The organism is Variovorax sp. P4_B10 (genome assembly GCF_056402375.1).
In genome coordinates this window covers 1-20,868 of the sequence record NZ_JBFUHN010000081.1, presented here as the reverse complement: position 1 = coordinate 20,868, position 20,868 = coordinate 1, and the positions used below count along the sequence as shown (strand labels likewise).

The window sequence follows — 20,868 nt, the reverse complement described above, 5'->3', positions numbered from 1 at the left end:
GCCTCGTTCAGGAGCGGGCGTCGAGCCGCACGTTCCAGAACCTCGGCTTGGCCGGGGCCCAGCCCTTGAAGCCGGTCACGCTCTTGCGCATGGCGGTGGCGTCGCTGGCGTTGAACAGCACGATCATCGGCACGTCCTGCAGCATTTGCCTGTGCATCTCGTCGAACAGCACCTGGCGCCGCGCCTTGTCGCGCGAGACCATCGACTCGGCGAGCCGGGTCTGCGCATAGGCGCTGTCCCAGACCTTGCGCGGCTGCGTGGCCTTGTCGCCGGACACCATCTCGTAGTTGAGCGAGGGGTCGATGCGTGCCGAGTAGATGAAGGTCATGCTCTGGTACTGGCCCTTGGTGTAGCGGTCGAGCTGCGTGGCCCAGTCGAGCACCTCGAGCTCGATGTTGATGCCGGCTTCGGAGGCCATGGCCTGTACCAGCACGGCCGCCGAGTACAGCGCCTCGTAGCGCTTGTTGGCGATCATGCGGATCGGCTGGCCGCGGTAGCCGGCCTCGGCGAGCAGCTTTTTCGCGGCGGTGAGATCGCGCTTGAAGCCGCCGGCCTGCACGGCGTCGTAGTAGGGGCTGGAGGAGGGCACGGCCGAGTTGTTGACGGCCGAAAGGCCTTCGGTCACCGACTTCGCGATCTCGGGCGTGTCGAGCGCCAGCGCCAGCGCGCGGCGGATGCGCACGTCCTTCAGCACCGGGTCGCCGGTCTGCAGCAGCAGCGCGACCATGGTCATCACCGGCGTGGTGTCGACCAGGACGTCGCTGCGGCCGCGCATCTCGACCACGTCCGCCGGGCTGGGGCTGATGAAGGCGTCGAGGCCGCCGCTGTAGAGCGCGGCCTTGGCGGCGGCCGAATCGGGAATGACGACGAAGCGCAGGTTTTCGATCTCGGCCTTCTTGCCGCCGGTGAGGCCGTCGCGCGGCTCGGTGCGCGAGCTGTAGCCGTCGAAGCGCGTCAGCTCGACGTACTGGCCGCGCTTCCAGTCCTTGATCTTGTAGGGGCCGGTGCCGACCGGCTCCTTCCACTGGCCGTCGGGGCCGACCGAGCTGCGGTGCAGGATGGCGGCGCCGCCGCAATCGGGGCGGGCCATCATCGTGAGGAACAGGCTGCTCGCGCGTTCGAGCTTGAAGACCACGGTCTTCGGGTTGGGTGCTTCCACGGAAAGCAGCTTGGTCATGCCCTTGCCGTCGAACTCGGGCAGGCAGCGCCAGCCGCCGGTGGGGCGCAGGTAGCGCTGCCAGCTCCACACCACGTCGTCGGCGGTGAGCGCGGCGCCGTTCTGGAACTTCACGCCGTCGCGCAGCGTGAAGGTGTAGGTCAGGCCGTCGGCGGAGGTGTCGACCTTGCTGGCCAGCATGGGGCCGACGGAGGTGTCTTCGCGCAGCGCGACCAGGCCTTCGCCCACGTGGATGAGCACGTTGTCGGTGTTGTCGTCGCGGTTGCCACCGGGGTCGGTGGAGCGGATGTCGGAGTTGATCTGGATGCGCAGGGTCTGGCCCGCGCCGGTCTGGGCGAAAGCGCCACCGGCGGCAAGACCCAGGGCCAGCGCAGCGGTGCGCATCGGCCAGCGCAAACGCCAATATGCAGAGGGAGGGCGGGATGGGGGCACGGGCACGGGCACGTTCATGGCAACACTCCTGGCGTGGGCTGGGCGGGGCAGGTCAAAGGGAATATTCGGTGAAGCGGTGGGCCTTGAAGGGCGCCGGCGCGATGCGCATCTTTCGTGCCGCCGGGTCCATCACGATGGTCGCCACCGTGGCCGACGAGGCGCCGCCGGGGCCCGCGCTCGGGCTGCGGCACACGGCGCGGGGTGCGCCGAAGCGGTCCTGCAGTGCGTCGAGCACGTTCTGTTCGGTGAGATTGCCTGCGCGCTTGTATTGCTGGTGCAGGGCCTCGGTCACGCGGCGGTCGCGGTAGAGCGAGTCGGGCGTGGTTTCGAGGCTGCGGTCCACCACGCGCGCCAATGCGGCCGGTGTCTTGAAGTGGTTGGCATGCACCAGGATGCCGGCCTCGGGCTGCTGCCAGAACACCTGCTCGGGACAGGTCTCGAGGCTCACGGCCTCGCCCTCGGCGTGCGTGAGGATCATGTTGTTGGAGATCGAGCGCGCGCTGCGGCACACCACGCCCAGCGCGTTGGCGTACAGCTCCGACTGCAGGATGCCGCGGCGGATCAGCGCGAGCGGCACGCCTTGCTGCCTGCCGTCGCCGTCGGCCTTGATGAAGTTGCCCGTGACCGCGATGCCGGCGCTGTTGAGCCCGGCGCGTGCGAGCGTGCCGGCCTCGGCGAAGGTCAGCATGGCGGGGCCCTTGGCGGGCTGGATGCGCAGCACCACGCCAAGCTCCAGGCTTTCGACGCGCCAGTCCCAGTTCTGGGCGTGGATCAGCTTGCCGTCGCGTGCGGCGGAAGGCATGACCACCACGCCGGTGCAGCCGTCGGGCGGTTCGCTGGCTTCGAGCTGTTCGAAGGCATAGAGCATCTCGCTGCGCGCATTGAGCGCCACGATGTCCTCGGCCGGCACGCCCGCGCCCTCGGCCACGCCTTCGATCTCGCGCAGCATGCCGGCGTCGAAGGCCTCGATCATCGGCATGAAGCGGCGTGCGAGCGCGCGGGTGCGGTCCCAGTCGAGGCCCACGCGCTCGAAGGCCTGGCGGTAGGTGCGCAGGCTCAGGTCGATGCGGTCGCCGGCGGCGCGGCCGTACTGCTGGCCGCACTGGCGTGCATCGCCTTCGATGTCGTAGAGGGGGAACGATTCGATGTCCATGGCTTGTTTCCTTGATACGGCGGCGCTCACGCGGCCACGTCCGATGCCTGTGCGGTCTGCGCGATGGCGGTGCGCAGGCTGTCGACGATCTGGTCGACGTGCCTGCGCTCGATGGTGAAGGGCGGCGAGAGGGCGATGGTGTCGCCCACCGAGCGAACGAGCACGCCGCTTTCCAGGCAGTGCTGCGCCACGGCCTGTGCATGCGTGCCGGGGCCCGATGCCCAGGGCTGCAGTTCGACACCCGCGAGCAGGCCCACGTTGCGGATGTCGATCACGCCGGGCAGGCCGCGCAGCGCGTGCAGGCCGTCTTCAAGGTAGGGCGACAGTTCTGCGGCCTGGGCGATCAGCCCGTCCTGCAGGTAGGCGTCGATCGTGGCCATGGCGGCGGCGCAGGCCAGCGGGTGGCCCGAATAGGTGTAGCCGTGCGAAAGCTCGACGGCGCCGACATTGCCCTGCATGAAGGCGTCGTGCACCGCATCGCGCATCAGCACCGCGCCCATCGGCACCGCGCCGTTGGTGAGGCCCTTGGCGGTCGTGATGAGGTCGGGCGTCACATCGAACAGGTCGGCCGCGAAGTTGGTGCCCAGGCGGCCGAAGCCGGTGATGACCTCGTCGAAGATGAGCAGCACGCCGTGCCTGTCGCAAATTTCGCGCAGGCGCTTCAGGTAGCCGCGCGGCGGCGGCAGCACGCCGGTGGAGCCCGCCACGGGCTCGACGATCACCGCGGCCACGGTCGAGGCGTCGTGCAGCGAGAACATGGCTTCGAGCGCGTCGGCCTTGTCGATGCCGTGCGCGGGCTCGCCGCGCGAGAAGGCATTGCGCGCCAGGTCGAGCGTGTGCGGCAAGTGGTCCACGCCGTTGAGCAGCGGCCCGAAGGTGCTGCGCTGCCGGCCGATGCCGCCCACCGAGATGCCGCCGAAGCCCACGCCGTGGTACGAGCGCTCGCGGCCGATCAGGCGGTAGCGGCCTGCGTCGCCGCGCGCCCGGTGGTAGGCCAGCGCGATCTTCAGCGCGGTATCGACCGACTCGGAGCCCGAGTTGGTGAAGAACACATGGTTCATGCCCGCCGGAGCGAGCTGCGTGAGGCGCTGCGCCAGTTCGAAGGCGGCGGGGTGGCCGATCTGGAAGTTCGAGGCGTAGTCGAGCACGTCGATCTGCGCCTTGAGCGCGGCGCTGATGCGCGGGTTGCGGTGGCCCGCGTTCACGCACCAGAGGCCGGCGATGGCATCGAGCACGCGGCGGCCGTCGGCCAGGTCGTAGTACAGGCCTTCGCTGCCGACGATCAGGCGCGGCGATTGCTTGAACTTGCGGTTGGGGGTGAAGGGCATCCAGAACGCATCGAGCGAAGGAAGGGTGTCGGCTTGGGCCACGAGTTGTTTTCTCCGGTGGAAACGACCCGTCTCTCGGGTCGGCGTGGGGCCGATCTTGAAACTCAAATTGTATTTTTGGCTTGAGATGTACATGGTTTTTTGAGGCCAAAAATACAAAATTGCCCTGATGATCGGCATCCAGCCCGCGTTTTCCGGAGAACCATGGATGGCCCAGCAGACGGACAAGGCGATTGCGCCGCTCACCCAGCGCGTGAGCCGCTACATCCTCGACCAGGCGCTCGCCGGCGGCTACGAGAACGGCCGCCACATGACCGAAGCCGACCTTGCCGGCCGGCTCGGCATTTCGCGCACGCCGGTGCGGGCCGCGCTGCGTTGGCTGCACGAGCGTGCGCTGCTGGCGCATGTGCCCAACCGGGGCTACACCCTCGTCGCCGACCGCGAGGCGCTGGGGCAGGCGCGGCGCGAGATGCCGGAGGACGAGGAGAAGACCCTCTACTACCGGGTGCTGCGCGATCGCCTCGCGGGCAAGCTGCCCACGCGCGTCAACGAACTCGAACTCGCGCAGACCTACGGCGTGCCGCGCGCCCTGCTGCGCAACGTGATGACCACGCTGCTGCAGGACGGCGTGCTGCGCGGGCGGCACTACCAGCGCTGGGAGTTCACCGAAACGCTCGATTCGGTCGAGAGCGAGCGCGAGAGCTACCGCTTTCGCCTCACGGTCGAATGCGCCGCGCTGCGCGAGCCCGGCTTCGAGGTCGCGCACGAGCGGCTGCTGGCCTGCCGGGAGCAGCAGCAGGCGCTGCTCACCCACGCATCGCGCCACTCGTGGATGGAATTCTTCGAAGCCAACGCGCAGTTCCACGAACTGCTGGCCAGCGCTTCGGGCAACCGCTTCATCCTCGACGCCATCCGGCAGCAGAACCGGCTGCGCCGCATCTCCGACCTGTCCGACTACCCGCTCGTGAACATCGACCTGCTGCGCAAGTCGTGCCGCGAGCATCTGCAGATCCTCGATGCGGTCGAGGACGGCAAGCTCGAGGCTGCCGCGAAGCACATGCACGCTCATCTGAGCCGCGCCAGCGACATCCTGGAGCGCCGCGTGATGGGCGAGCTGGATGCGCAGCGGGCCTAGCCCTGCGGAACGGAAAAGGCTAGCGCACCTTGTGCTGCCGCGGGGCCTGCGGTTTCTGGCTGGCCAGGGCCTGCAGCGGCGCGCACCCCGAGAACTCCTGCGAGCCCACGTTCAACAGCGGCAGCAGCGCCGCGGCGGGTGCTACGGCACCCAATGCGATCGCGGCGCCCAGCTTGAGTGCGACGGCACCCTTGTCGACGCCGACATCGGGATTCTTGAAGGTTCCGTTGACGTAAAGCGGCGAGCGCAAGGAGAGGACGCGCAGCGCCTTGTTCCGAGGCTGGATCTCGAGCGCCAGCTGTTCGCTGGACAGGTTGATCTGGCCGGTCACGTTGACGATCGACTCATCGGTGTCCAGCACGAAAGCGCGGGTCTGCATGAGGCCCTGCGTCACCCGGAAATCGCTGGCGAGGCAGTTGAGCTGCACCTGCCTGTCGCCAAACAGCTTGGTCGCCACCACGCTGCCGATGTTCAATCCCATCGCCTCGAGCAGGAACTTGCTCATCGTTCCCTTGCTGACCAGCGCCTTCACCTCGCCGTTGGAGGTGCCCAGCAAGGCTGCAACGGAATTGCCGCTGGCGGACAGTGCCGCATCGCCACCGACTTCCCCCAGGCTGGCCTGCATCGTGTCCAGTGTCGGAAAGAGTTCCTTGATCCTGAGGCGGCGCGCCGAGAGTTGCAGGTTCGCGCGAATGGGATCCTGCCGGCCATCGAGCTTCACGGTCGCGGCCATCTGGCCCCCGGCAACACCGAAGCTCAAGGGCGTGAGCGATAGCACGCTGTCCTTGAGGTGCAGGTCCGCAACGAGGCTGTCGATGGGCAGGTTTTTGGCGTGAAGGATCTTGCGGCCGGCGAACTTCACCTCCGCATCGATGCTTCCCCAGCTCGCCGTGTCGAACTTCTCCACGGGCAGCACCTTGCCTGCCGGCTGGACGGCCGCGGCGCCTCGCTTGGCCTTGTTGGCGTTGGAGTCGGCACCGATCAACGGTGCCAGGTCCTCCAGGCGCAGCTGGTTGGACTGCACCTGCCCGCGCAGCAGCGGCCGCGGCTGCTGCGAGATGTATTCGAGCGTGCCGGCAATGTCGCTGGCACCTACGCTTCCCTTGAAGCGCTCGTACAGCCAGCGCCCGCCGCCCTTGCCGAGCGTGCCGACCAGATGGCCCTCGGTGCTGAACGGGGGCGTGTTGGGCAGGGTGATGCCCGTGATYGGGTACAGGTGGGCCATGCTGGCGCCCGAGAGCTTGAGCCGCAGGTCCAGCGCCGCCAGCGCATCGGGCTTGGTCAATGTGCCCGCGATATCGATGCGTGTCGTGCCGATCTGCACGCCGGCCTGCAGCGGATAGGGCCTGGTGTCCTGCTGCAGCGAAAGCACCGAGCCGGCCTTGCCGCTGCCGCGCAACGGGGTCTGGCGAAACGTGCCGCTGAGCTTCCAGCCCATGCCATAGCCCTCCGGGCTTTCCTGCGGCAGGCTGTCGATGTCGACCTTGAGATCGACCTTGGCCACCGCATCGGTGAGCTTCACCGTGCCCTGGTTCAGCACCAGTCGTTGCAACTCCAGTTTCCAGCGCGAGGGGGCGGTGTCGCCGGAAGCCAGTGTCCAGTTGTTCTTGCCGTCGGCGGTTCGCTCGAGGGAAAGGACGGAGCCCGCGAGTTCCAGCGTGGGAATCCGGATCGTGTGATTCAGCAAGGGCAACGGGTTCAGCGAGAACGTCAGCTGCTTGATCTCGGCCATGTGCGGGCCGGTCTTGCCCCACTCGGCATTGCCCAGGGTGATGTCCTGGGCACTGAGCCTTGGCCAGGGCACCCAGCGGCGCCAGCCTGTTTCAGCTTGAGGACGGTCCCATTGCAGGACCAGGTCGCCCTGGATCGCGAAGGGGCGCCCGGTGGCCTCGCTGACGCGCTGGTTGATCCACGGCCTGGCACGATTCCAGTCGAAGGTCAGGATGGCCGCGAAGCCGATGGCCACGAGGCCCAGCAAGAAGAGCAGGGCCCAACCCGCCAGGCGAGGGCGGAGTATCGAGGCCATCATGCCGGGTCCGTCACCAGCGCCGGGTCCAGCAGCCGCACACGGTGATCGATGTAGTAGCCGCCGAACTCGGTGTAGCGCAGCACCAGCCTGCCGCAGGCGCTGCAGCGGAACACGTCGCAGCGGTTGAAGGGAAAGTGCCGCACGGAGATCGGCGCGTCGGGCGAGTCGTAGCGCGTGCCGTCGGGGTGCCACTCCTCGAAGGTCGGCTCGGCGATGTCTTCGTCGCGCAGCGTGCCGACTTTCTGCATCAGCGCCTGCGGCCAGCGCTCTTCGGTGATGCTTTCCCACGAGGTGGCGCGGTGAAGCCCGCATGCGCAGGCTTTTGCGGCAGCCGCGGGTTCGGTGGTCGCGGCCAGTTGCTTCAATTCGGACGCGTCCAGGGGGCGCTTCGAGGCGGGGGCTGTAGAGGCTGGAGTGTTCATGGCCGCGCCAGTCTACGCAAGCCCGGGCGGCTGCGGCACCCTCAGCGGCGAGGCGTGATGTCCAGCGTGGCGCAAAAATCGTAGAAGGCCTCGAGCTGCAGCGACTTGTCGAACACCGCATCGACACCGGCCGACAGCGCACCTTCGCGCACTTCGGAGGTCGCGTAGTTCATCAGCACGATGGCGCGCTGCGCCGGCGACTTGTTGTCCTTCAGGTACTGCGCCACGGCGAGTCCGTTGCCTTCGGCGAGGAAGATGTCGATGACCGCTGCATCCCATTCGTCGGGGTTCGCCTTCAGCCAGTCGATGGCGCCATCGGAGGTTGTCGCGGTGCCGATCACATCGCATTCGGAAAATTCTTGCAGCCCGTCGGTCAGCGTCGTTGCGATCAGGGGGTTGTCTTCTATGAGGTAGATGCGGGTCATCGTGCAGTGCCAGGGAAATGCGGTCCATCGGCTTGTCTCGGCCGAGGCGCCCATTGTCGCGAGGGACTCCTTGCGCCGAGTCGGACAACGCCGCCACCTGTCGTACATCCCTGGCCGGTGCGGATCACTGGCGTACAAGACGGCCGGTGTTTGCACTTCTATCGTGCGGGTTTCTCTTCTTCTTGAACTCGCAGGAAACCGATGCCACCGTCTTTCACGCCGCCTTTCACTTCGTCCGGCCGCAGCGCCCTCGTGCAGGCACCGCCCTGGCACTACGCCGGCTGGCTCGTCAACGTGGCTTTCGCCTTCGACCCTCCGCTCGGCGCGCCCACCGGCAAGGGCTGCGTTCATTTCGCGGACTGGCAGTCGTGCGGCAACGGCGGGGAGGAACTGCTCGACCCCGTCTACGCGCAATACCGCGAGACCATCGTGGTGCTCGAGATCGCGCCGAAGCAGGGCGGCGATGCGCGCTGCTTCTACTGCCCCCTGATCTACGTCGACCAGGACATCTCGCTGTTGCGCGGCTGGCTGCAGGGCTGGCCCAAGAAGATCGGCCAGACCTGGCTGACCCGCAGCCTTCCGCTGGCGCACCCGGCGGCGGCGCCCATGTCCGCTGGCAGCCGGCTCGGTGCGAGCCTCAGCGTGAAGGAGCGCCGGCTGGTCGATGCGACGGTCATGCTGTCCGGCGAGAAGGCCGGGCGCCTGGGCTTTCTTGCGGCGCCGACGATCGGTGCGGTGGGCTGGCCCGACCTGACGCAGCCCGGCATTGCCGCAACCCCGCGCTATCTGCGTGCCGACATCGTGGACCGCGTCGAGCCGGGCTGGACGCAGGGCAGCGCGACGCTGCAGTTTCACGCGCATCCGGTGGAGGAACTGTCGCTGCTCGGGCAGGTGGAAGCGATGCAGGCCAGCGCGGGCTGGATGGGCATCACGGTTCGCGGCGCGCTGGCTGCATGAAGCAGCCRCCGGCGCTACCCTTCATGGGATGAACGCTTCCACGACCTCGCATGTGATCGGCCTGCCGATGGAGGACGGCACGCAGATCGAGGCGATGTTCGCGGCCGATCCCAAGGCGCACTTCGCGCTTCACTGGCACGCCGAGTGGAGCGTGGGCGCGATCCTCGAAGGCCGCTGCGAATTCGCATGCGCCGGCGAGCGGCATGTGGCGGAAGCCGGCGACCTCGTGCTGATGGCGCCGTTCATGCTGCACACGGCAGGTGTCAGCGCGCAGGGGTTCCGGATGGTGATGCTGTATGTACCCCATGCCTGGGTCGCGGCGCGCCTCGCGTGGCCGCCAGGTGAGCGGGGAGTGCTGCGCCAGCGGGTCTGGAAGGACGAGTCCGCAGCCCATGCGTTGGCTGCGGCCGCGCAGTCGGAGGACGGAGCAGAAGTCGCCCATCTCCTGGCGCGCATCTTTCGCGCACAGACCGGGAAGGAGCGCGTGCCCGTCGAGCGCCAGGTGGGCGACGCGCGCGTCGAAGCGGTCTGCGCTGCGCTGGCGACGGCGGACGCCTGCCGGATCGACCCCGCCGCGCTGGCCCGACGGCTGGGTGTGTCGCGCGAGCACTTCCATCGCCTGTTCCGCGCGGCCGTCGGCATGACGCCGGTCCACTACGCACGGCTCGCGCGCATCGGCCGCGCGAAGGTGCTGCTGCGCGAAGGCGACCCGCCCGCCGAGGTGGCGGCGCAATGCGGCTTCGCGGACCAGGCTCATTTCTCACGGTGGTTTCGCCGCTGCTTCGGCGTGACGCCGGGCAACTACATGGCCGGCGGGCCGCGGGTGGAAAGGGGCGCGTGAGAAAAACAGAACCGCGCTCGATACTCGGGTTTCTCCTCGTTTTTTAGTTATTGATCAAAACTATATTGGTTATCTCAAATAACCTTATAGGCCAGCCGGATGCTGCCGGCCGAGGAGACAAGCATGGATCACATCGTGTCATCGTCATGGCGGCCGGCATGGGCCGTGGTGGGGGCGGCCGCATTGCTCGGGGCGTGCGGCGGAGGCGGCGGCGGGAGCGGCATTTCGTTCCTCCCGATTGCTCCGGTCGTACCGGACACATCGGTTGCTCCGCCCGTCGTCACGCCGCCCACGTCTTCTTCGGAGGCGCGTCCCGGCACGCTGCAGTCATGTACCGACCTCGCGAGCAAGGCCGCCTTCGGCGCCACGGCCTACACCAGCGTCACTTCCGTGGCGGCCGGCACATTCGCGGTGGCCGGCGTGAGCACGCCCACGCCGGCGCACTGCCTCGTGCAGGGAAAGATGAACGAACGCACCAGCAGCGTCGACGGCCGGACCTATGCGATCGGCTTCGAGATGCGCCTGCCGGTCGACTGGAACGGGCGCTTCTTCTACCAGGCCAATGGCGGGTTGGACGGGAGCGTGGTTCCGGCATCGGGAAATATCGGAGGCGGGTCCCCCACGACCACGGCGCTGCACATGGGCTTTGCCGTGATCAGCTCCGACGCGGGTCACTCCGGCGCGCAGATTCCAGTCTTCGGCATCGACCCGCAGGCACGCCTGGACTACGGCTACAACGCCGTCGCGCAGCTGACGCCGATGGCCAAGAACCTGATCGCCAAGGCCTATGGCCGTGAGGCCGACCGTTCCTATTTCGGTGGTTGCTCGAACGGAGGCCGCCACGCGATGGTGGCTGCCGCACGGTCTGCCAACGCGTACGACGGGATCGTTGCGGGCAACCCCGGTTTCAACCTGCCGAAGGCCGCGGTCGCGCAGCTCTACGGCGTCCAGCAGTACGCCAAGGTGACGACCGCCAACACCCCGGCGGGCAAGCCGGATCTCCAGACGGCCTTCACGCAGGCGGAGATGGACACGGTTGCCGCAGCGGTGCTGTCGAAGTGCGATGCACTCGACGGCGCGACCGACGGCATCGTCGCGGACGTGCAGGCGTGCAAGGCCGTCTTCAAGCTGGCCTCCGACGTGCCCACGTGCAGCGGTGCCCGCGATGGCACCTGCCTCACCGCTGCGCAGAAGACCGTGCTCGACGACGTGTTCACCGGTGCGCGCAACACCGCGGGCACGGCGCTCTACAGCAGCTTCCCCTACGACGCAGGCATCAACCGCGCCGATTGGCGGCAATGGGAATTCTCCAATTCGCAGAGCCTGGACACCGCCGCGGTCGGGTTCGTGTTCAGCGCGCCGCCGCTGGGCACGAGCCGCCCGTCGGGCATCGACTTCGCGCTGGGCTACAGCATGGACACCGACGCACCGGGCATCTTCGCGACCACCGCGCTCTACACCGAGTCGGCCATGTCCTTCATGACGCCGCCGAATCCGGGCAACCTCGCCACGCTGCGCGATCGCGGCAGCAAGCTCATGGTCTACCACGGCACCAGCGACGCGGTGTTCTCGTCGGACGACACCACGCGCTGGTACGACGAACTGCGCGCAGCCAACGGCGGCGATGCCTCCGGCTTTGCGCGTTTCTTCCCGGTGCCCGGCATGAACCATTGCGGGCGAGGCGCTGCGACGGACCAGTTCGACATGCTGACGCCGCTGGTGGCCTGGGTGGAGAAGGGCAAGGCCCCCGATACCGTCGTCGCCACCGCGCGCGGGGCCGGTGCCAACGTGGTCAACACGGAGCTGCCCGCCGGCTGGTCCGCCACCCGGACGCGGCCCCTGTGCCCGTACCCGAAGGTGAGCACCTATGTGAGCGGYGACCTCGAATCGGCCTCCAGCTTCGCTTGCAAGTAGCAATTGGCGGCACGCGGGCTCTTCTTGTCTGTCAATTGGCGTCGAGACACATCGCTCGAGCGCGAGGGGATGCGTATCAGTGACTCGGTGATCTCTGAGATCGTGGAGGCTCCCATCAGGCTTTGACATATGTCCAATTCCATCTTCAGGATCTCGAGCGCGCGATGGATCGCCGGTTCGCCACCGGAGGCAGCGGCGTAGAGAGTAGGCCTCCCGATCTGCACTGCCGTGGCCCCGAGTGCCAATGCTTTGGCAATGTCACTTCCGGTTCGAAATCCCGAGTCAACAAGAATCGGCATCCTGCCCCTGATCCTGTCGACGAACTCGGGGAGGATGTCGATGGTGGCGACAGCTCCGTCGAGTTGCCGGCCACCGTGATTGCTCACCACAATCCCGTCGGCTCCCAGCTCCAGGGCTTTCACGCCCTGCGCAGGGTCCAGGAGGCCCTTGACGATGAGGGGGCCCTTCCAGCGGTCGCGCACCCACTGGATGTCATCCCAGCCGATGGACGGGTCCAGCTGTGCCTGCATCAACTCGGCGATCGTGTCCGTCTCCTCCAGTCCAAGCTCCGCGGCCATGACTGCAAGCGTGGGCGCACCCGACCATGCCGTCCGCCAGGCCCATGACGGATGGGCGAGGATGCTGGCGACCTTCGATGGCGTCCAGCGCATTGGCAGGCTGAATCCATTTCGGCTGTCGCGCAGCCGGCGGCCAGGCATGGCGTTGTCAACGGTCACTTCCAATGCGTTGAAACCCAGTTCCCAAGCATTCGCCATGAGCCGCTCACTCACCGCCCGGTCCCGGAACAGGTAGAGCTGGAACCACGCGTTCGAACTCGCGGCCTTCGCGACGGCGTCCATGGTGACCGTACCGGCCGTGCTCATCACGAACGGTATGCCGAACCGTGCCGCGGCGGTGGCGAGGTGGACGTCGGCACGAGGCCAAACCGCGCCAGCCAGACCCGTGGGTCCGATGATGACCGGCATGGCCATCTTCTTCCCGAAGATCGTCACTTCCTGGCTGCGCACAGCCACATCGACCGGCGCTGAGCCCAGCAGGCGGATGTGCTCGAACGCCGTGCGGTTTTCTCGCACTGTCGATTCGGACCCGGCACCACCGTCGATGAAGTCGAACACCATTTTGGGGAGGGCCTTCTGCGCGAGCAGACGGAAGTCGTCGATGCAATGGGCTTGCAGGTAAGAGGTCACTGGGTCTCCAGATGGATCGGGACACTGAGGCGAAGGCCTGTAGATGTCACGGGACGGCGACCAGCTTGCCGGACTGGACCTGGTAAATCGTGACTTCACCGTTCTGGTTGTCCCCGCGGCTGTCGAAACGGACAGGGCCGGTGATGCCGTCGAGCTGGACCCTGGAGACATACGGCGCGTAGACCGTGGGATCGGTCGACCTGGCAGCCTTCATGGCCTCAACCAGCACCAGGACCGCGTCGTAGGCGTAAGGTGCAAACACGATCGGTTCGCTGCCGTATCTGGCCTTGAAGCGTTTGTTGAAATCCGCGTAGGTCTTCATTCGCGTGCTGGGCATGCCCGCCTGGGAGCAATAGAAGCCTTCATTGGAGCCCGCTGCGAGTTCAGACCAGCTCCCGGTGCAAACGCCATCGCCAGCGATCAGTTTGGACGTGATGCCGAGTTGCTTGATCTGACGGCTCAATGGGCCCGCCTGGGCGTCCGCACCGGCATAGACGATGGCGTCGGGGTTGGCCGCCTTGATGGTGGTGAGGATGGCCGTGAAATCGGTGGCCTTGTCCGTCGTGAACTCTCTCGGAAGGACCTGAACCTTGGCTTTGGCAAGAGTGCTCGCCACTTCGTCAGCAAGGCCCTGGCCGTAGGCCGTACGGTCATCGATGACGGCAACTTTTTTGGCGGAAAGCTTGCTGGCCAGGAAACCTGCGATGCCGGCGCCTTGCTGGACATCGGTTGCCATCAGGCGCACGGCGTATTTGTAGCCGGCCTGCGTGTATTTGGGGTTGGTCGCCGCTGGCGCCACCTGCGGAATGCCTGCATCGTTGTACACCCTTGCCGCCGCTATCGTCGGGCCCGAATTGAGATGCCCGATCACGCCGTTGACCTTGCGATCGGCCAGGGTGTTGGCTACGGCCGTTGCTGCGGCAGGATCGCCCCTGTCGTCTTCCACCACAGCCTCGAGCTTGACCGGCTTGCCGTTGATGGCCAGGCCGCGCTGGTTGATTTCATCGATCGCCAGGCGCGCTCCCTGATCGACGTCCTTTCCGAGGTGGGCGATTGGCCCGGTCATTGGCGCCGCTATACCCAGTTTGACGACGTCCTGGGCCATGGCGGCGGAGCCAAGGCCGGAAAGAAGTATGTAGAAACCAGCTTTTGCCCAAGTCATGCGTTGCTCCGGTTGCGGGCGCCTGTGCAGACAACAACGTCTGTCGAGCCCCGCTGAAGCTTAGGTTTCAACCGGAAAAGGAATCGTGCTAATCGACGGACATTTGGGACGTCATGGCAATGAATCGGTTGCTGGCGAGGGGGCTGCGGCAATGAATCATGCGCAGCGGTGTTCAGGGCTTCGCAGTGGCTCTATGGGCGACGGGAGACATGGAAGCAGGGCGCGGTTGGACGCATGCGTTCGAGACGTCGAGGAACGTTTCATTCTTGACTTCGCGCAAAGCCACTGAAGTCGTGAGTTGCTTCACCCCATCGAGCTTCAAAAGGAATCTGTTGAGAAACAAGTCGAAGGCGAGGGGATCCGGGACGTAGATCTTCAGCAGGTAGTCGGCGCTTCCAGCGGTCACCCAACACTCGAGAATCTCGGGGGCCGCCTGCACGGCCCGTTCGAAGCGCGCCACGACGTGTTCGGTGTGATTCTGGAGGCTGATCTGCGTGAACATGCAGCTGTTGAGCCCGATGCTCCGTCGGTCCACGAGGGCAGCATAGCGCTTGATCACGCCGCTCTCTTCCAGTTCGTTCAGCCGTCTCCAGCAGGGCGCCGTCGAAAGGCAGAGCTCATCCGCGATAGCCTGGACTGTGATCCGGCCGTTCCTCTGGACGAGTTCCAGGATTCGTCTGGTGTGCGCGTCGGACAGGTCGGGAGCGGAGACAGCGGTCATGAGCGGCCTTGGTGCGGAGTGGCGCTATAATACATTATCCGGACGGACGGAATAATTATAGATGGCGATTCGTTTCCGCAAAAGTGGGCTGCTACAGAGAGCCCGTCTGATACATTGACGCCTTAATTTTGAAGACGATTCATGGCGCGTACCAAGTCCGACAACTTTGACGACATCAAGGAAGAGATCCTGGTTTCGGCAGCGAAACTCTTTGCTGAAAAGGGCTTTCGCAACACCAACATCATCGATATCGGCAACGCGTGCAATGCGTCGAAGTCCCGGCTGTATCACTATTTCCCGTCCAAAGAGGTGATGCTGGAGGCGATGCTCACCGCGCATGTCGAGGGACTGATCAAGCTCGCCGCCCTCGGCCTCGACACCTCCGAGTCGGCCGAACTGAGGTTTCGCAGGTATGTGTTCATCCACCTGAAGTATTACTACGACCACCGCGACCAGCATACGGTGCTGATCGAGGACGCAGACCATCTCCCCGAGGCGGCGCGCTCGACCGTGAACCGTGCGGAGCAGAAGCTGGTTGGTTTTCTGGTGGCCATCCTGCGCGAACTGAATGAAAAGCGCTTCGGCGACAAGTCGATCGCCACCACGCATGCCATGCTCATCTACGGCATGCTGAACTGGACGTACACCTGGTATCGCCCCACTGGCAAGCTCAGCCTCGAGAGTCTTGCGGACCAGGCCAGCGCCTTGTGCCTGAACGGCATCACCTGAGTTTTTTTCAGGTTATTTATTGACCGTCTAGACGGTTTATTTTAGGATCCGTCGAATCGACAGGAGACATATGAACTTTCTCGACAAGTACTTCGATGAAATTGCCATAGGGGAGCGTTTCCGTTCCCGCGGCAGGACGATCACCGAGGCGGACATTGTTCAGTGGTGCGCCCTTACCGGCGACTGGTACGTCCTTCACACCGATGCGCACTACGCCGCCGGCACCCGGTTCGGGCAGCGCATCGCGCCGGGCCTCATGGTGGTGGCCTATGCCGCGGGACTTGGCGTGCCGTCCGACGCGCCGGCTGTGGTTGCGAACTACGGCTCCGACGCGATTCGTTTCGTCGCGCCTACGGTCATTGGCGACACCCTGCATCTTGAATCCGAAGTCCTCGGCAAGACCGTGAAGGAGGAAGGCAAGGCTGGCGTCGTGAAGCTGGGCTGGAATATGTGCAACCAGAACGGGACGCTGGTCATGACCAGCGACCTGCAGATCCTGATGAACTGCAAGCCAAGGGGGTCCCAATGAACAGCGCAGTGAAATGGCTGATTGACGGCGAATTGGGGGTGGTCACTCTGGACCGGGTCAAGTCCAGGAACAGCCTGCGCGTCGATGAAATGGAAGAGGTGGGTCTCGCCTTCGAGCGCGCTGCGGCAGCCGGAGCCCGTTGCATCCTGGTCCGCGGAGAGGGCGGTGCGTTTTGCGCTGGACGCGATCTCAAGGACACCCGCCCAGGCGAGGACGATACGTATGAGATCGTCAGCAAACGGATCAACCCCGCCCTGGACAAGGTTCGCCATTGCGGGGTGCCGACCATCTCCGCCGTCCAGGGGCCCGCGCTCGGCTTCGGTTTCGGTTTGGCATTGGCGTGCGACATCACGATCGTCGCGGACAACGCTCTCATGGGCAGTCCGTTCCGCAACATCGGCCTGATGCTCGATTCCGGAGGCCATCACTGTCTGCGCGAGAGACTCGGTCGTCACAAATGCGCCGAGATCGTTTTTCTGGGCAAGCTTTTCAGCGGTCGCGAGGCGGCAGAGATGGGCCTGGTGAACAGGAGCGTGGGAGCGCTCGATGTCGAGGGGGTGGCCTCAGGAATGGCGCGAAGCATCTCTCAGGGACCGACGGCAGCCTTCAGGGCGACAAAGGAAATCCTTTCGGCCAACCGCTCCTATGAGGAGTCTGCGGAACTGGAAGCCATCCACCAGGCACGCCTCATCGCCGGTCCCGACGGGATCGAAGGTATCGACGCTTTCCAGAAGAAGCGACGTCCTCGGTTCGTGGGTCGATAGCCATGACAGCGCAGAACCGATCGGCCCGGCAGACCTATCTGGACGGACTTTCCGAAGGCCGCCTCCTGTACCAGTTCGATGAGGACACCGGCACGGCGGTGTTCTATCCAAGGGAAGTGGGACCGGGCGGCCGTGCCCAGTCGCTCGCCTGGCGTGAGAGCTCAGGGCAGGGGGTGCTGTATTCCTATACCCACGTCAAGAGCCGCGCCGGCGACTTCAACATTGCGCTGGTGGATCTCGACGAAGGCTTTCGCATGATGAGCACCATCCTGGGCGTGGAACCGTCGGAGTTGAGCATCGGAATGCGTGTTCATGCGCTTTTCGAATCGGATGGCGAAGAGCCTCGAGTCACATTTGGGGCTGCAGCATGAGCCGGACTTCGGTGTTGCGCGGCGCCGTCGCGGTGGCCGGTATCGGAACCAGTGGTCATCCACGCATGCCTCCGGGTTCATCGCCTGTCGATGCCATGGCACTTGCAAGCGTCGCGGCCCTCGACGATGCGGGCCTCACGATCGGTGACGTGGACGGCGTGTTTGCCGCGGGCCTCCAGCTCTTCATGCCTACCTTGAGCCTGTGCGAATACCTCGGACTGAACCCTCGCTACACCGACTCGACCCAGATCGGCGGCGGGGCATTTCTCGCCCACTTGAACCATGCGCAGGCCGCTATTTCTGCCGGTCTCTGCAGCGTGGCCCTCATTGCCTATGGCAGCACCCAGAAGTCGGGCGGCGCCAGGTTCGTCAGTCACTCCGAACCGAATCCCTACGAATCCCCCTATGCCTACCCAGGGCCGGTTGCCGGCTATGCCCTGGTGGCGCAGCGACACATGCACGACTATGGAACGACGCGTGAACAACTTGCGGAGGTGGCCGTCAGCGCAAGGAGATGGGCCCAGCTCAACCCGTTCGCCAGCGACAAAAGCGACTTGACGGTGGCGGACGTTCTTCAGGCGCGGCAGGTCGCCAGCCCCCTTGGGCTCAGGGACTGTTGCCTGGTCACCGATGGCGGCGGCGCCGTGGTGGTGGTGTCCGCTGACCGTGCAAGAAGCCTGAGACGAAAGCCCGTCTATCTGCTCGGCGCCGGCGAGGCAGTGAGCCATCGCAGCATCGCGCAGATGCCTGACCTGTCGACCACGGCCGCAGTCGCATCATCCCGTCGGGCTTTCGAGCAGGCGGGTGTGACGCCAGGAGACATCGATGTCGTCCAACTCTACGACGCTTTCACCATCATGCCGCCCGTCTTCGCGGAAGACTGCGGCTTCTGTCAAAAAGGCGAGGGCGGTGCATTCCTTTCCGAGGGCCGTTGTGCGCCCGGCGGCAGCTTCCCGATGAACACCAACGGCGGAGGGCTCTCCTTTGGTCATCCCGGCATGTTCGGCATCTACACCATCGTCGAATCGGTGGCGCAGCTTCGTGGAGACTGCGGCGCGCGTCAGGTGCCAGGGGCCGAGCTGGCACTGGCGCACGCGCCGGGCGGCTACATGTCCAGCCAGTCCACGGTGATCTTCGGCAATGAATCCACCCTCTGAAAAAATGAACATGGCCATTGAGTCCCTTGTCGCAAAACACCAACCGCTTCTGAAGCGGGCGCTCGAGGCCATTTCGACCAGGGGTTGTTTTGGCGCGTTTCCCGACAGCCCCGAAGACGCGCATGGCGGACCCGATGCAAGGGCTGCGGGTGAGGCATTGTTCAATGCGCATCTCGGCAAGATCTTCCAGATCTCCGGTGCGCCTGACAGCGCGCAGATCGCTGGGGAGCGCCTGAGTCCATACGGACTGACGATGGATGTGAGCTATGAATATCTGTCGGTGCCGGATGCGACTGAAAAGGCAAGGCGCGCAGGCGCAGAGTGGGGTTCTCTGCCCTTCATTCAGCGGGCCGCCATCTGCATCGAAATGATGGAAGGTCTCAACTCCCGCGCGTTCGAGATGGCTCATGCCTGCATGCACAGCTGCGGCCAGCCGTTTGCCATGGCCTTTCAGGCCGGTACAGCCCATGCGCTGGATCGGGGCCTGGAAGCCGTGGCCTATGCCGTGCGCGAAATGTCCGCCGTGCCTTCCCGTGTGGTCTGGGAGAAACAGATGGGCAAGGCGCTAGTCCGGGTGGAGAAGACCTTTGACATCATTCCGCGCGGCACCGCAGCCGTGATCGGGTGTTCGACCTTTCCCACCTGGAACACCTACCCGGGACTGTTCGCAAGCCTGGTCACCGGCAACCCCGTCATCGTCAAACCCCACCCGTCGGCCGTGCTGCCGCTGGCCATCTGTGTACAGACTCTCCGCCAGACTCTCAAGGACGCAGGCCTGGATCCCGACGTGGTTCAGTTGCTGGTCGACAGCGCCGAGCGCCCCGAAACCAAGGAGCTCGCCCTGCATCGTTCGGTGCGGCTCATCGACTTCACGGGCTCGTCCCAGTTTGGCAACTGGCTGGAAAGCGAGGCACGTCATGCGCATGTCTTCACCGAGAAGGCAGGCATCAATGCACTTGTCATCCATGGCACTTCGGATTTCGCGGGGATGGTTCGAAACATCGCGATCACGCTCTGTCTCTACAGCGGTCAGATGTGCACCACCCCTCAAAACCTTTACGTGCCGGCCAACGGAATCGAAACCCCGGAAGGCCTCAAGACGCCCGAAGAGTTCAGGCAGGCCCTCGCGGCGATGATCCGCAAGCTCACCGCTGACCCCGTGCGGGCGATCGAATTGCTTGGCGCTGTTCAGTCCACCGCGACGCTTGAGCGGGTGGCTGCGGCGGCTCGCCTGGGCCCGGCGCTTCTCGAAAGCCGGCCCCTCACCCTCGACACAATGCCCGACGCGTGTATTCGTACGCCGCTGATCCTGGCCGACCTCGGTATCGAAGCCGAAGCGCTCGAACGGGAACATTTCGGCCCGGTGAGTTTCGTCGTGGAAGTGGCCACCGCGGAGCAGGGGCTCGAAGAGGCGACGAGGATCGCCCAGGCACACGGCGCCATCAGCTGGTCGGTGTATTCGACCGACGAGGATTTTGTCGCACGCAGCAAGTCGGCGGCCGCCCAGGCCGGCGTGCATCTGACCCTCAACATGACAGGCCCGATGCTGGTGAACCAATCTGTCGCCTTCAGCGACTTTCATGTCAGCGGCAGCAACCCGGCGGGCAACGCCAGCATTTCGGACCAGGCTTTTGTGCTTCCGCGGTTCACCGTCCTGCAGACCCGGCGCTACCTCGGCTGAAATGATCTCGAATAAAACGACAGGAGACGACGATGAAGCACGCAGTACGGAAGTACGAAGCCTCCGACTTTCCCGGCAGGGAACAGGTTCTACAGACGCAGCACCTGAAGCTCGCGGCGCTGGGCATGAGACTGGCGCAGTCGCCGACCTGGACGGCGCACTTTGCCAAAGCCGGCCTGAAGCCCTCGGACCTCGCCGACCGGCAGGCGCTGAATGCCGTCCCGTTTCTCGAGAAGGCCGACCTCAGGGGCATGTACCCCTTTCCCCTCCTTACCGTGCCACTGGAGGAGGTGATGCGGTTCTGCGCCACCTCGGGAACGACGGGCCTTCCCGTCATGTTCGGCTTCACCCGCCACGATTGGGAAGTCACCATCGTTCAGCAACTGGCGCGAATCTTTCGTGCCGTGGGCATCGTTGCCGGTGACCGCGTCTATCAGGGCTATGGCTATGGGCTGTGGATCGGTGGCTGTGCGATGGACGAGGCACTGCGCCATTACGGTGCGATCAATTTTCCGGTCGGTCCGGGCAGGGGAGAGTTGATGGTCCAGTGGCTCAAGGACCATGCCTACACGGCGACCACCATGTCGCCGCTCTGGATGATGACGCTCATCACGCAAGCAGCAAAGGTCGGCATCAATCCCAAGCGGGACTGGTCGCTCCGGGTGGGTCTTTTCGGTGGCCAGTCGGTATCGAGCACCTTTCGCAACGAGATGGAAGCACTCATGCCGGAAGG

General features: G+C 65.3%; 20 protein-coding genes. 11 read left to right on the top strand and 9 right to left on the bottom strand.

Features of this window, described 5'->3' with window-relative positions:
• Nucleotides 1-7: 7 nt before the first annotated feature.
• From AC1DXX_RS27630 to aptA, 3 genes are read right to left on the bottom strand one after another with little or no spacing between them, the layout of a single operon-like run.
• On the bottom strand, nt 8-1,627 hold the full coding sequence (locus tag AC1DXX_RS27630) for an ABC transporter substrate-binding protein (protein WP_478137408.1): 1,620 nt from the start codon (nt 1,625-1,627) through the stop codon (nt 8-10).
• A 34-nt stretch (nt 1,628-1,661) separates the two neighbouring features.
• Entirely contained in the window at nt 1,662-2,762 is a 1,101-nt protein-coding gene (locus AC1DXX_RS27625) for a C45 family autoproteolytic acyltransferase/hydolase (protein WP_478137407.1), read from the bottom strand.
• 26 nt (nt 2,763-2,788) lie between these two features.
• Complete coding sequence (gene aptA, locus AC1DXX_RS27620) at nt 2,789-4,132, bottom strand: omega-aminotransferase AptA (protein WP_478137406.1); 1,344 nt, start codon at nt 4,130-4,132, stop codon at nt 2,789-2,791.
• Between the two features lie 166 nt (nt 4,133-4,298).
• Here aptA and AC1DXX_RS27615 point away from each other — a divergent pair, with 166 nt between their 5' ends.
• Nucleotides 4,299-5,225 (top strand): GntR family transcriptional regulator, encoded by a 927-nt coding sequence (locus AC1DXX_RS27615; RefSeq protein ID WP_478137405.1) that lies wholly within the window; start codon nt 4,299-4,301, stop codon nt 5,223-5,225.
• Nucleotides 5,226-5,244: 19 nt separating this feature from the next.
• Here AC1DXX_RS27615 and AC1DXX_RS27610 read toward each other — a convergent pair whose 3' ends face one another.
• From AC1DXX_RS27610 to AC1DXX_RS27600, 3 genes are read right to left on the bottom strand one after another with little or no spacing between them, the layout of a single operon-like run.
• The gene (locus AC1DXX_RS27610) at nt 5,245-7,251 is read right to left on the bottom strand and encodes an AsmA family protein (protein ID WP_478137404.1); all 2,007 of its coding nucleotides are present in this window, start codon (nt 7,249-7,251) and stop codon (nt 5,245-5,247) included.
• Nucleotides 7,251-7,676, bottom strand: coding sequence for a hypothetical protein (locus AC1DXX_RS27605; RefSeq protein ID WP_478137403.1), 426 nt, complete (start codon nt 7,674-7,676; stop codon nt 7,251-7,253). The genes AC1DXX_RS27610 and AC1DXX_RS27605 overlap by 1 nt, the downstream gene beginning before the upstream one ends.
• A 41-nt stretch (nt 7,677-7,717) precedes the next feature.
• Complete coding sequence (locus AC1DXX_RS27600) at nt 7,718-8,101, bottom strand: response regulator (protein WP_478137402.1); 384 nt, start codon at nt 8,099-8,101, stop codon at nt 7,718-7,720.
• A 201-nt stretch (nt 8,102-8,302) separates the two neighbouring features.
• Between AC1DXX_RS27600 and AC1DXX_RS27595 the strand changes: the two genes are divergently transcribed.
• The 3 genes from AC1DXX_RS27595 to AC1DXX_RS27585 all read left to right on the top strand — a co-directional run bounded on the left by AC1DXX_RS27595 (nt 8,303) and on the right by AC1DXX_RS27585 (nt 11,813).
• Nucleotides 8,303-9,058, top strand: coding sequence for an acetoacetate decarboxylase family protein (locus AC1DXX_RS27595; protein ID WP_478137401.1), 756 nt, complete (start codon nt 8,303-8,305; stop codon nt 9,056-9,058).
• A gap of 28 nt (nt 9,059-9,086) precedes the next feature.
• Nucleotides 9,087-9,899 (top strand): helix-turn-helix transcriptional regulator, encoded by an 813-nt coding sequence (locus AC1DXX_RS27590; protein WP_478137400.1) that lies wholly within the window; start codon nt 9,087-9,089, stop codon nt 9,897-9,899.
• Between the two features lie 123 nt (nt 9,900-10,022).
• Complete coding sequence (locus AC1DXX_RS27585) at nt 10,023-11,813, top strand: tannase/feruloyl esterase family alpha/beta hydrolase (protein WP_478137399.1); 1,791 nt, start codon at nt 10,023-10,025, stop codon at nt 11,811-11,813.
• On the opposite strand, the gene AC1DXX_RS27580 is transcribed toward AC1DXX_RS27585, so the two are convergent.
• The 3 genes from AC1DXX_RS27580 to AC1DXX_RS27570 form a co-directional block, all read right to left on the bottom strand.
• Nucleotides 11,765-13,021, bottom strand: a complete 1,257-nt coding sequence (locus AC1DXX_RS27580; RefSeq protein ID WP_478137398.1) for an alpha-hydroxy acid oxidase — start codon at nt 13,019-13,021, stop codon at nt 11,765-11,767. The genes AC1DXX_RS27585 and AC1DXX_RS27580 overlap by 49 nt on opposite strands.
• Before the next feature lie 46 nt (nt 13,022-13,067).
• Nucleotides 13,068-14,183, bottom strand: coding sequence for a branched-chain amino acid ABC transporter substrate-binding protein (locus AC1DXX_RS27575; protein ID WP_478137397.1), 1,116 nt, complete (start codon nt 14,181-14,183; stop codon nt 13,068-13,070).
• 172 nt (nt 14,184-14,355) lie between these two features.
• Nucleotides 14,356-14,904, bottom strand: a complete 549-nt coding sequence (locus AC1DXX_RS27570; RefSeq protein WP_478137396.1) for an Lrp/AsnC family transcriptional regulator — start codon at nt 14,902-14,904, stop codon at nt 14,356-14,358.
• 141 nt (nt 14,905-15,045) lie between these two features.
• Here AC1DXX_RS27570 and AC1DXX_RS27565 point away from each other — a divergent pair, with 141 nt between their 5' ends.
• From AC1DXX_RS27565 to AC1DXX_RS27535, 7 genes are all read left to right on the top strand, one after another.
• Nucleotides 15,046-15,633 (top strand): TetR/AcrR family transcriptional regulator, encoded by a 588-nt coding sequence (locus tag AC1DXX_RS27565; protein ID WP_478137395.1) that lies wholly within the window; start codon nt 15,046-15,048, stop codon nt 15,631-15,633.
• Nucleotides 15,634-15,703: 70 nt separating this feature from the next.
• Complete coding sequence (locus tag AC1DXX_RS27560; protein WP_478137394.1) at nt 15,704-16,162, top strand: MaoC/PaaZ C-terminal domain-containing protein; 459 nt, start codon at nt 15,704-15,706, stop codon at nt 16,160-16,162.
• Nucleotides 16,159-16,926 carry an enoyl-CoA hydratase/isomerase family protein gene (locus AC1DXX_RS27555; RefSeq protein ID WP_478137393.1) on the top strand — a complete coding sequence of 256 codons (768 nt, stop codon included), beginning with the start codon at nt 16,159-16,161 and terminating at the stop codon, nt 16,924-16,926. The genes AC1DXX_RS27560 and AC1DXX_RS27555 overlap by 4 nt, the downstream gene beginning before the upstream one ends.
• A 2-nt stretch (nt 16,927-16,928) precedes the next feature.
• On the top strand, nt 16,929-17,297 hold the full coding sequence (locus AC1DXX_RS27550; protein WP_478137392.1) for a Zn-ribbon domain-containing OB-fold protein: 369 nt from the start codon (nt 16,929-16,931) through the stop codon (nt 17,295-17,297).
• On the top strand, nt 17,294-18,454 hold the full coding sequence (locus AC1DXX_RS27545) for an acetyl-CoA acetyltransferase (protein ID WP_478137391.1): 1,161 nt from the start codon (nt 17,294-17,296) through the stop codon (nt 18,452-18,454). Before AC1DXX_RS27550 ends, AC1DXX_RS27545 begins: the two co-directional genes overlap by 4 nt.
• Before the next feature lie 4 nt (nt 18,455-18,458).
• A complete protein-coding gene (gene paaN, locus AC1DXX_RS27540) occupies nt 18,459-20,135 on the top strand; it encodes a phenylacetic acid degradation protein PaaN (protein ID WP_478137390.1) in 1,677 nt (558 codons plus the stop codon).
• A gap of 32 nt (nt 20,136-20,167) precedes the next feature.
• On the top strand, nt 20,168-20,868 hold a 701-nt coding region (locus AC1DXX_RS27535), incomplete at its 3' end, for a phenylacetate--CoA ligase family protein (protein ID WP_478137389.1).

Bases quoted from the DNA above. Each gene is read 5' to 3' on its own strand.
- AC1DXX_RS27630 (WP_478137408.1), bottom strand. From the start codon at position 1,627: ATGAACGTGCCCGTGCCCGTGCCCCCATCCCGCCCTCCCTCTGCATAT.
- AC1DXX_RS27625 (WP_478137407.1), bottom strand. From the start codon at position 2,762: ATGGACATCGAATCGTTCCCCCTCTACGACATCGAAGGCGATGCACGC.
- AC1DXX_RS27615 (WP_478137405.1), top strand. From the start codon at position 4,299: ATGGCCCAGCAGACGGACAAGGCGATTGCGCCGCTCACCCAGCGCGTG.
- AC1DXX_RS27605 (WP_478137403.1), bottom strand. From the start codon at position 7,676: ATGAACACTCCAGCCTCTACAGCCCCCGCCTCGAAGCGCCCCCTGGAC.
- AC1DXX_RS27600 (WP_478137402.1), bottom strand. From the start codon at position 8,101: ATGACCCGCATCTACCTCATAGAAGACAACCCCCTGATCGCAACGACG.
- AC1DXX_RS27595 (WP_478137401.1), top strand. From the start codon at position 8,303: ATGCCACCGTCTTTCACGCCGCCTTTCACTTCGTCCGGCCGCAGCGCC.
- AC1DXX_RS27590 (WP_478137400.1), top strand. From the start codon at position 9,087: ATGAACGCTTCCACGACCTCGCATGTGATCGGCCTGCCGATGGAGGAC.
- AC1DXX_RS27575 (WP_478137397.1), bottom strand. From the start codon at position 14,183: ATGACTTGGGCAAAAGCTGGTTTCTACATACTTCTTTCCGGCCTTGGC.
- AC1DXX_RS27570 (WP_478137396.1), bottom strand. From the start codon at position 14,904: ATGACCGCTGTCTCCGCTCCCGACCTGTCCGACGCGCACACCAGACGA.
- AC1DXX_RS27565 (WP_478137395.1), top strand. From the start codon at position 15,046: ATGGCGCGTACCAAGTCCGACAACTTTGACGACATCAAGGAAGAGATC.
- AC1DXX_RS27560 (WP_478137394.1), top strand. From the start codon at position 15,704: ATGAACTTTCTCGACAAGTACTTCGATGAAATTGCCATAGGGGAGCGT.
- AC1DXX_RS27555 (WP_478137393.1), top strand. From the start codon at position 16,159: ATGAACAGCGCAGTGAAATGGCTGATTGACGGCGAATTGGGGGTGGTC.
- AC1DXX_RS27550 (WP_478137392.1), top strand. From the start codon at position 16,929: ATGACAGCGCAGAACCGATCGGCCCGGCAGACCTATCTGGACGGACTT.
- AC1DXX_RS27545 (WP_478137391.1), top strand. From the start codon at position 17,294: ATGAGCCGGACTTCGGTGTTGCGCGGCGCCGTCGCGGTGGCCGGTATC.
- paaN (WP_478137390.1), top strand. From the start codon at position 18,459: ATGAACATGGCCATTGAGTCCCTTGTCGCAAAACACCAACCGCTTCTG.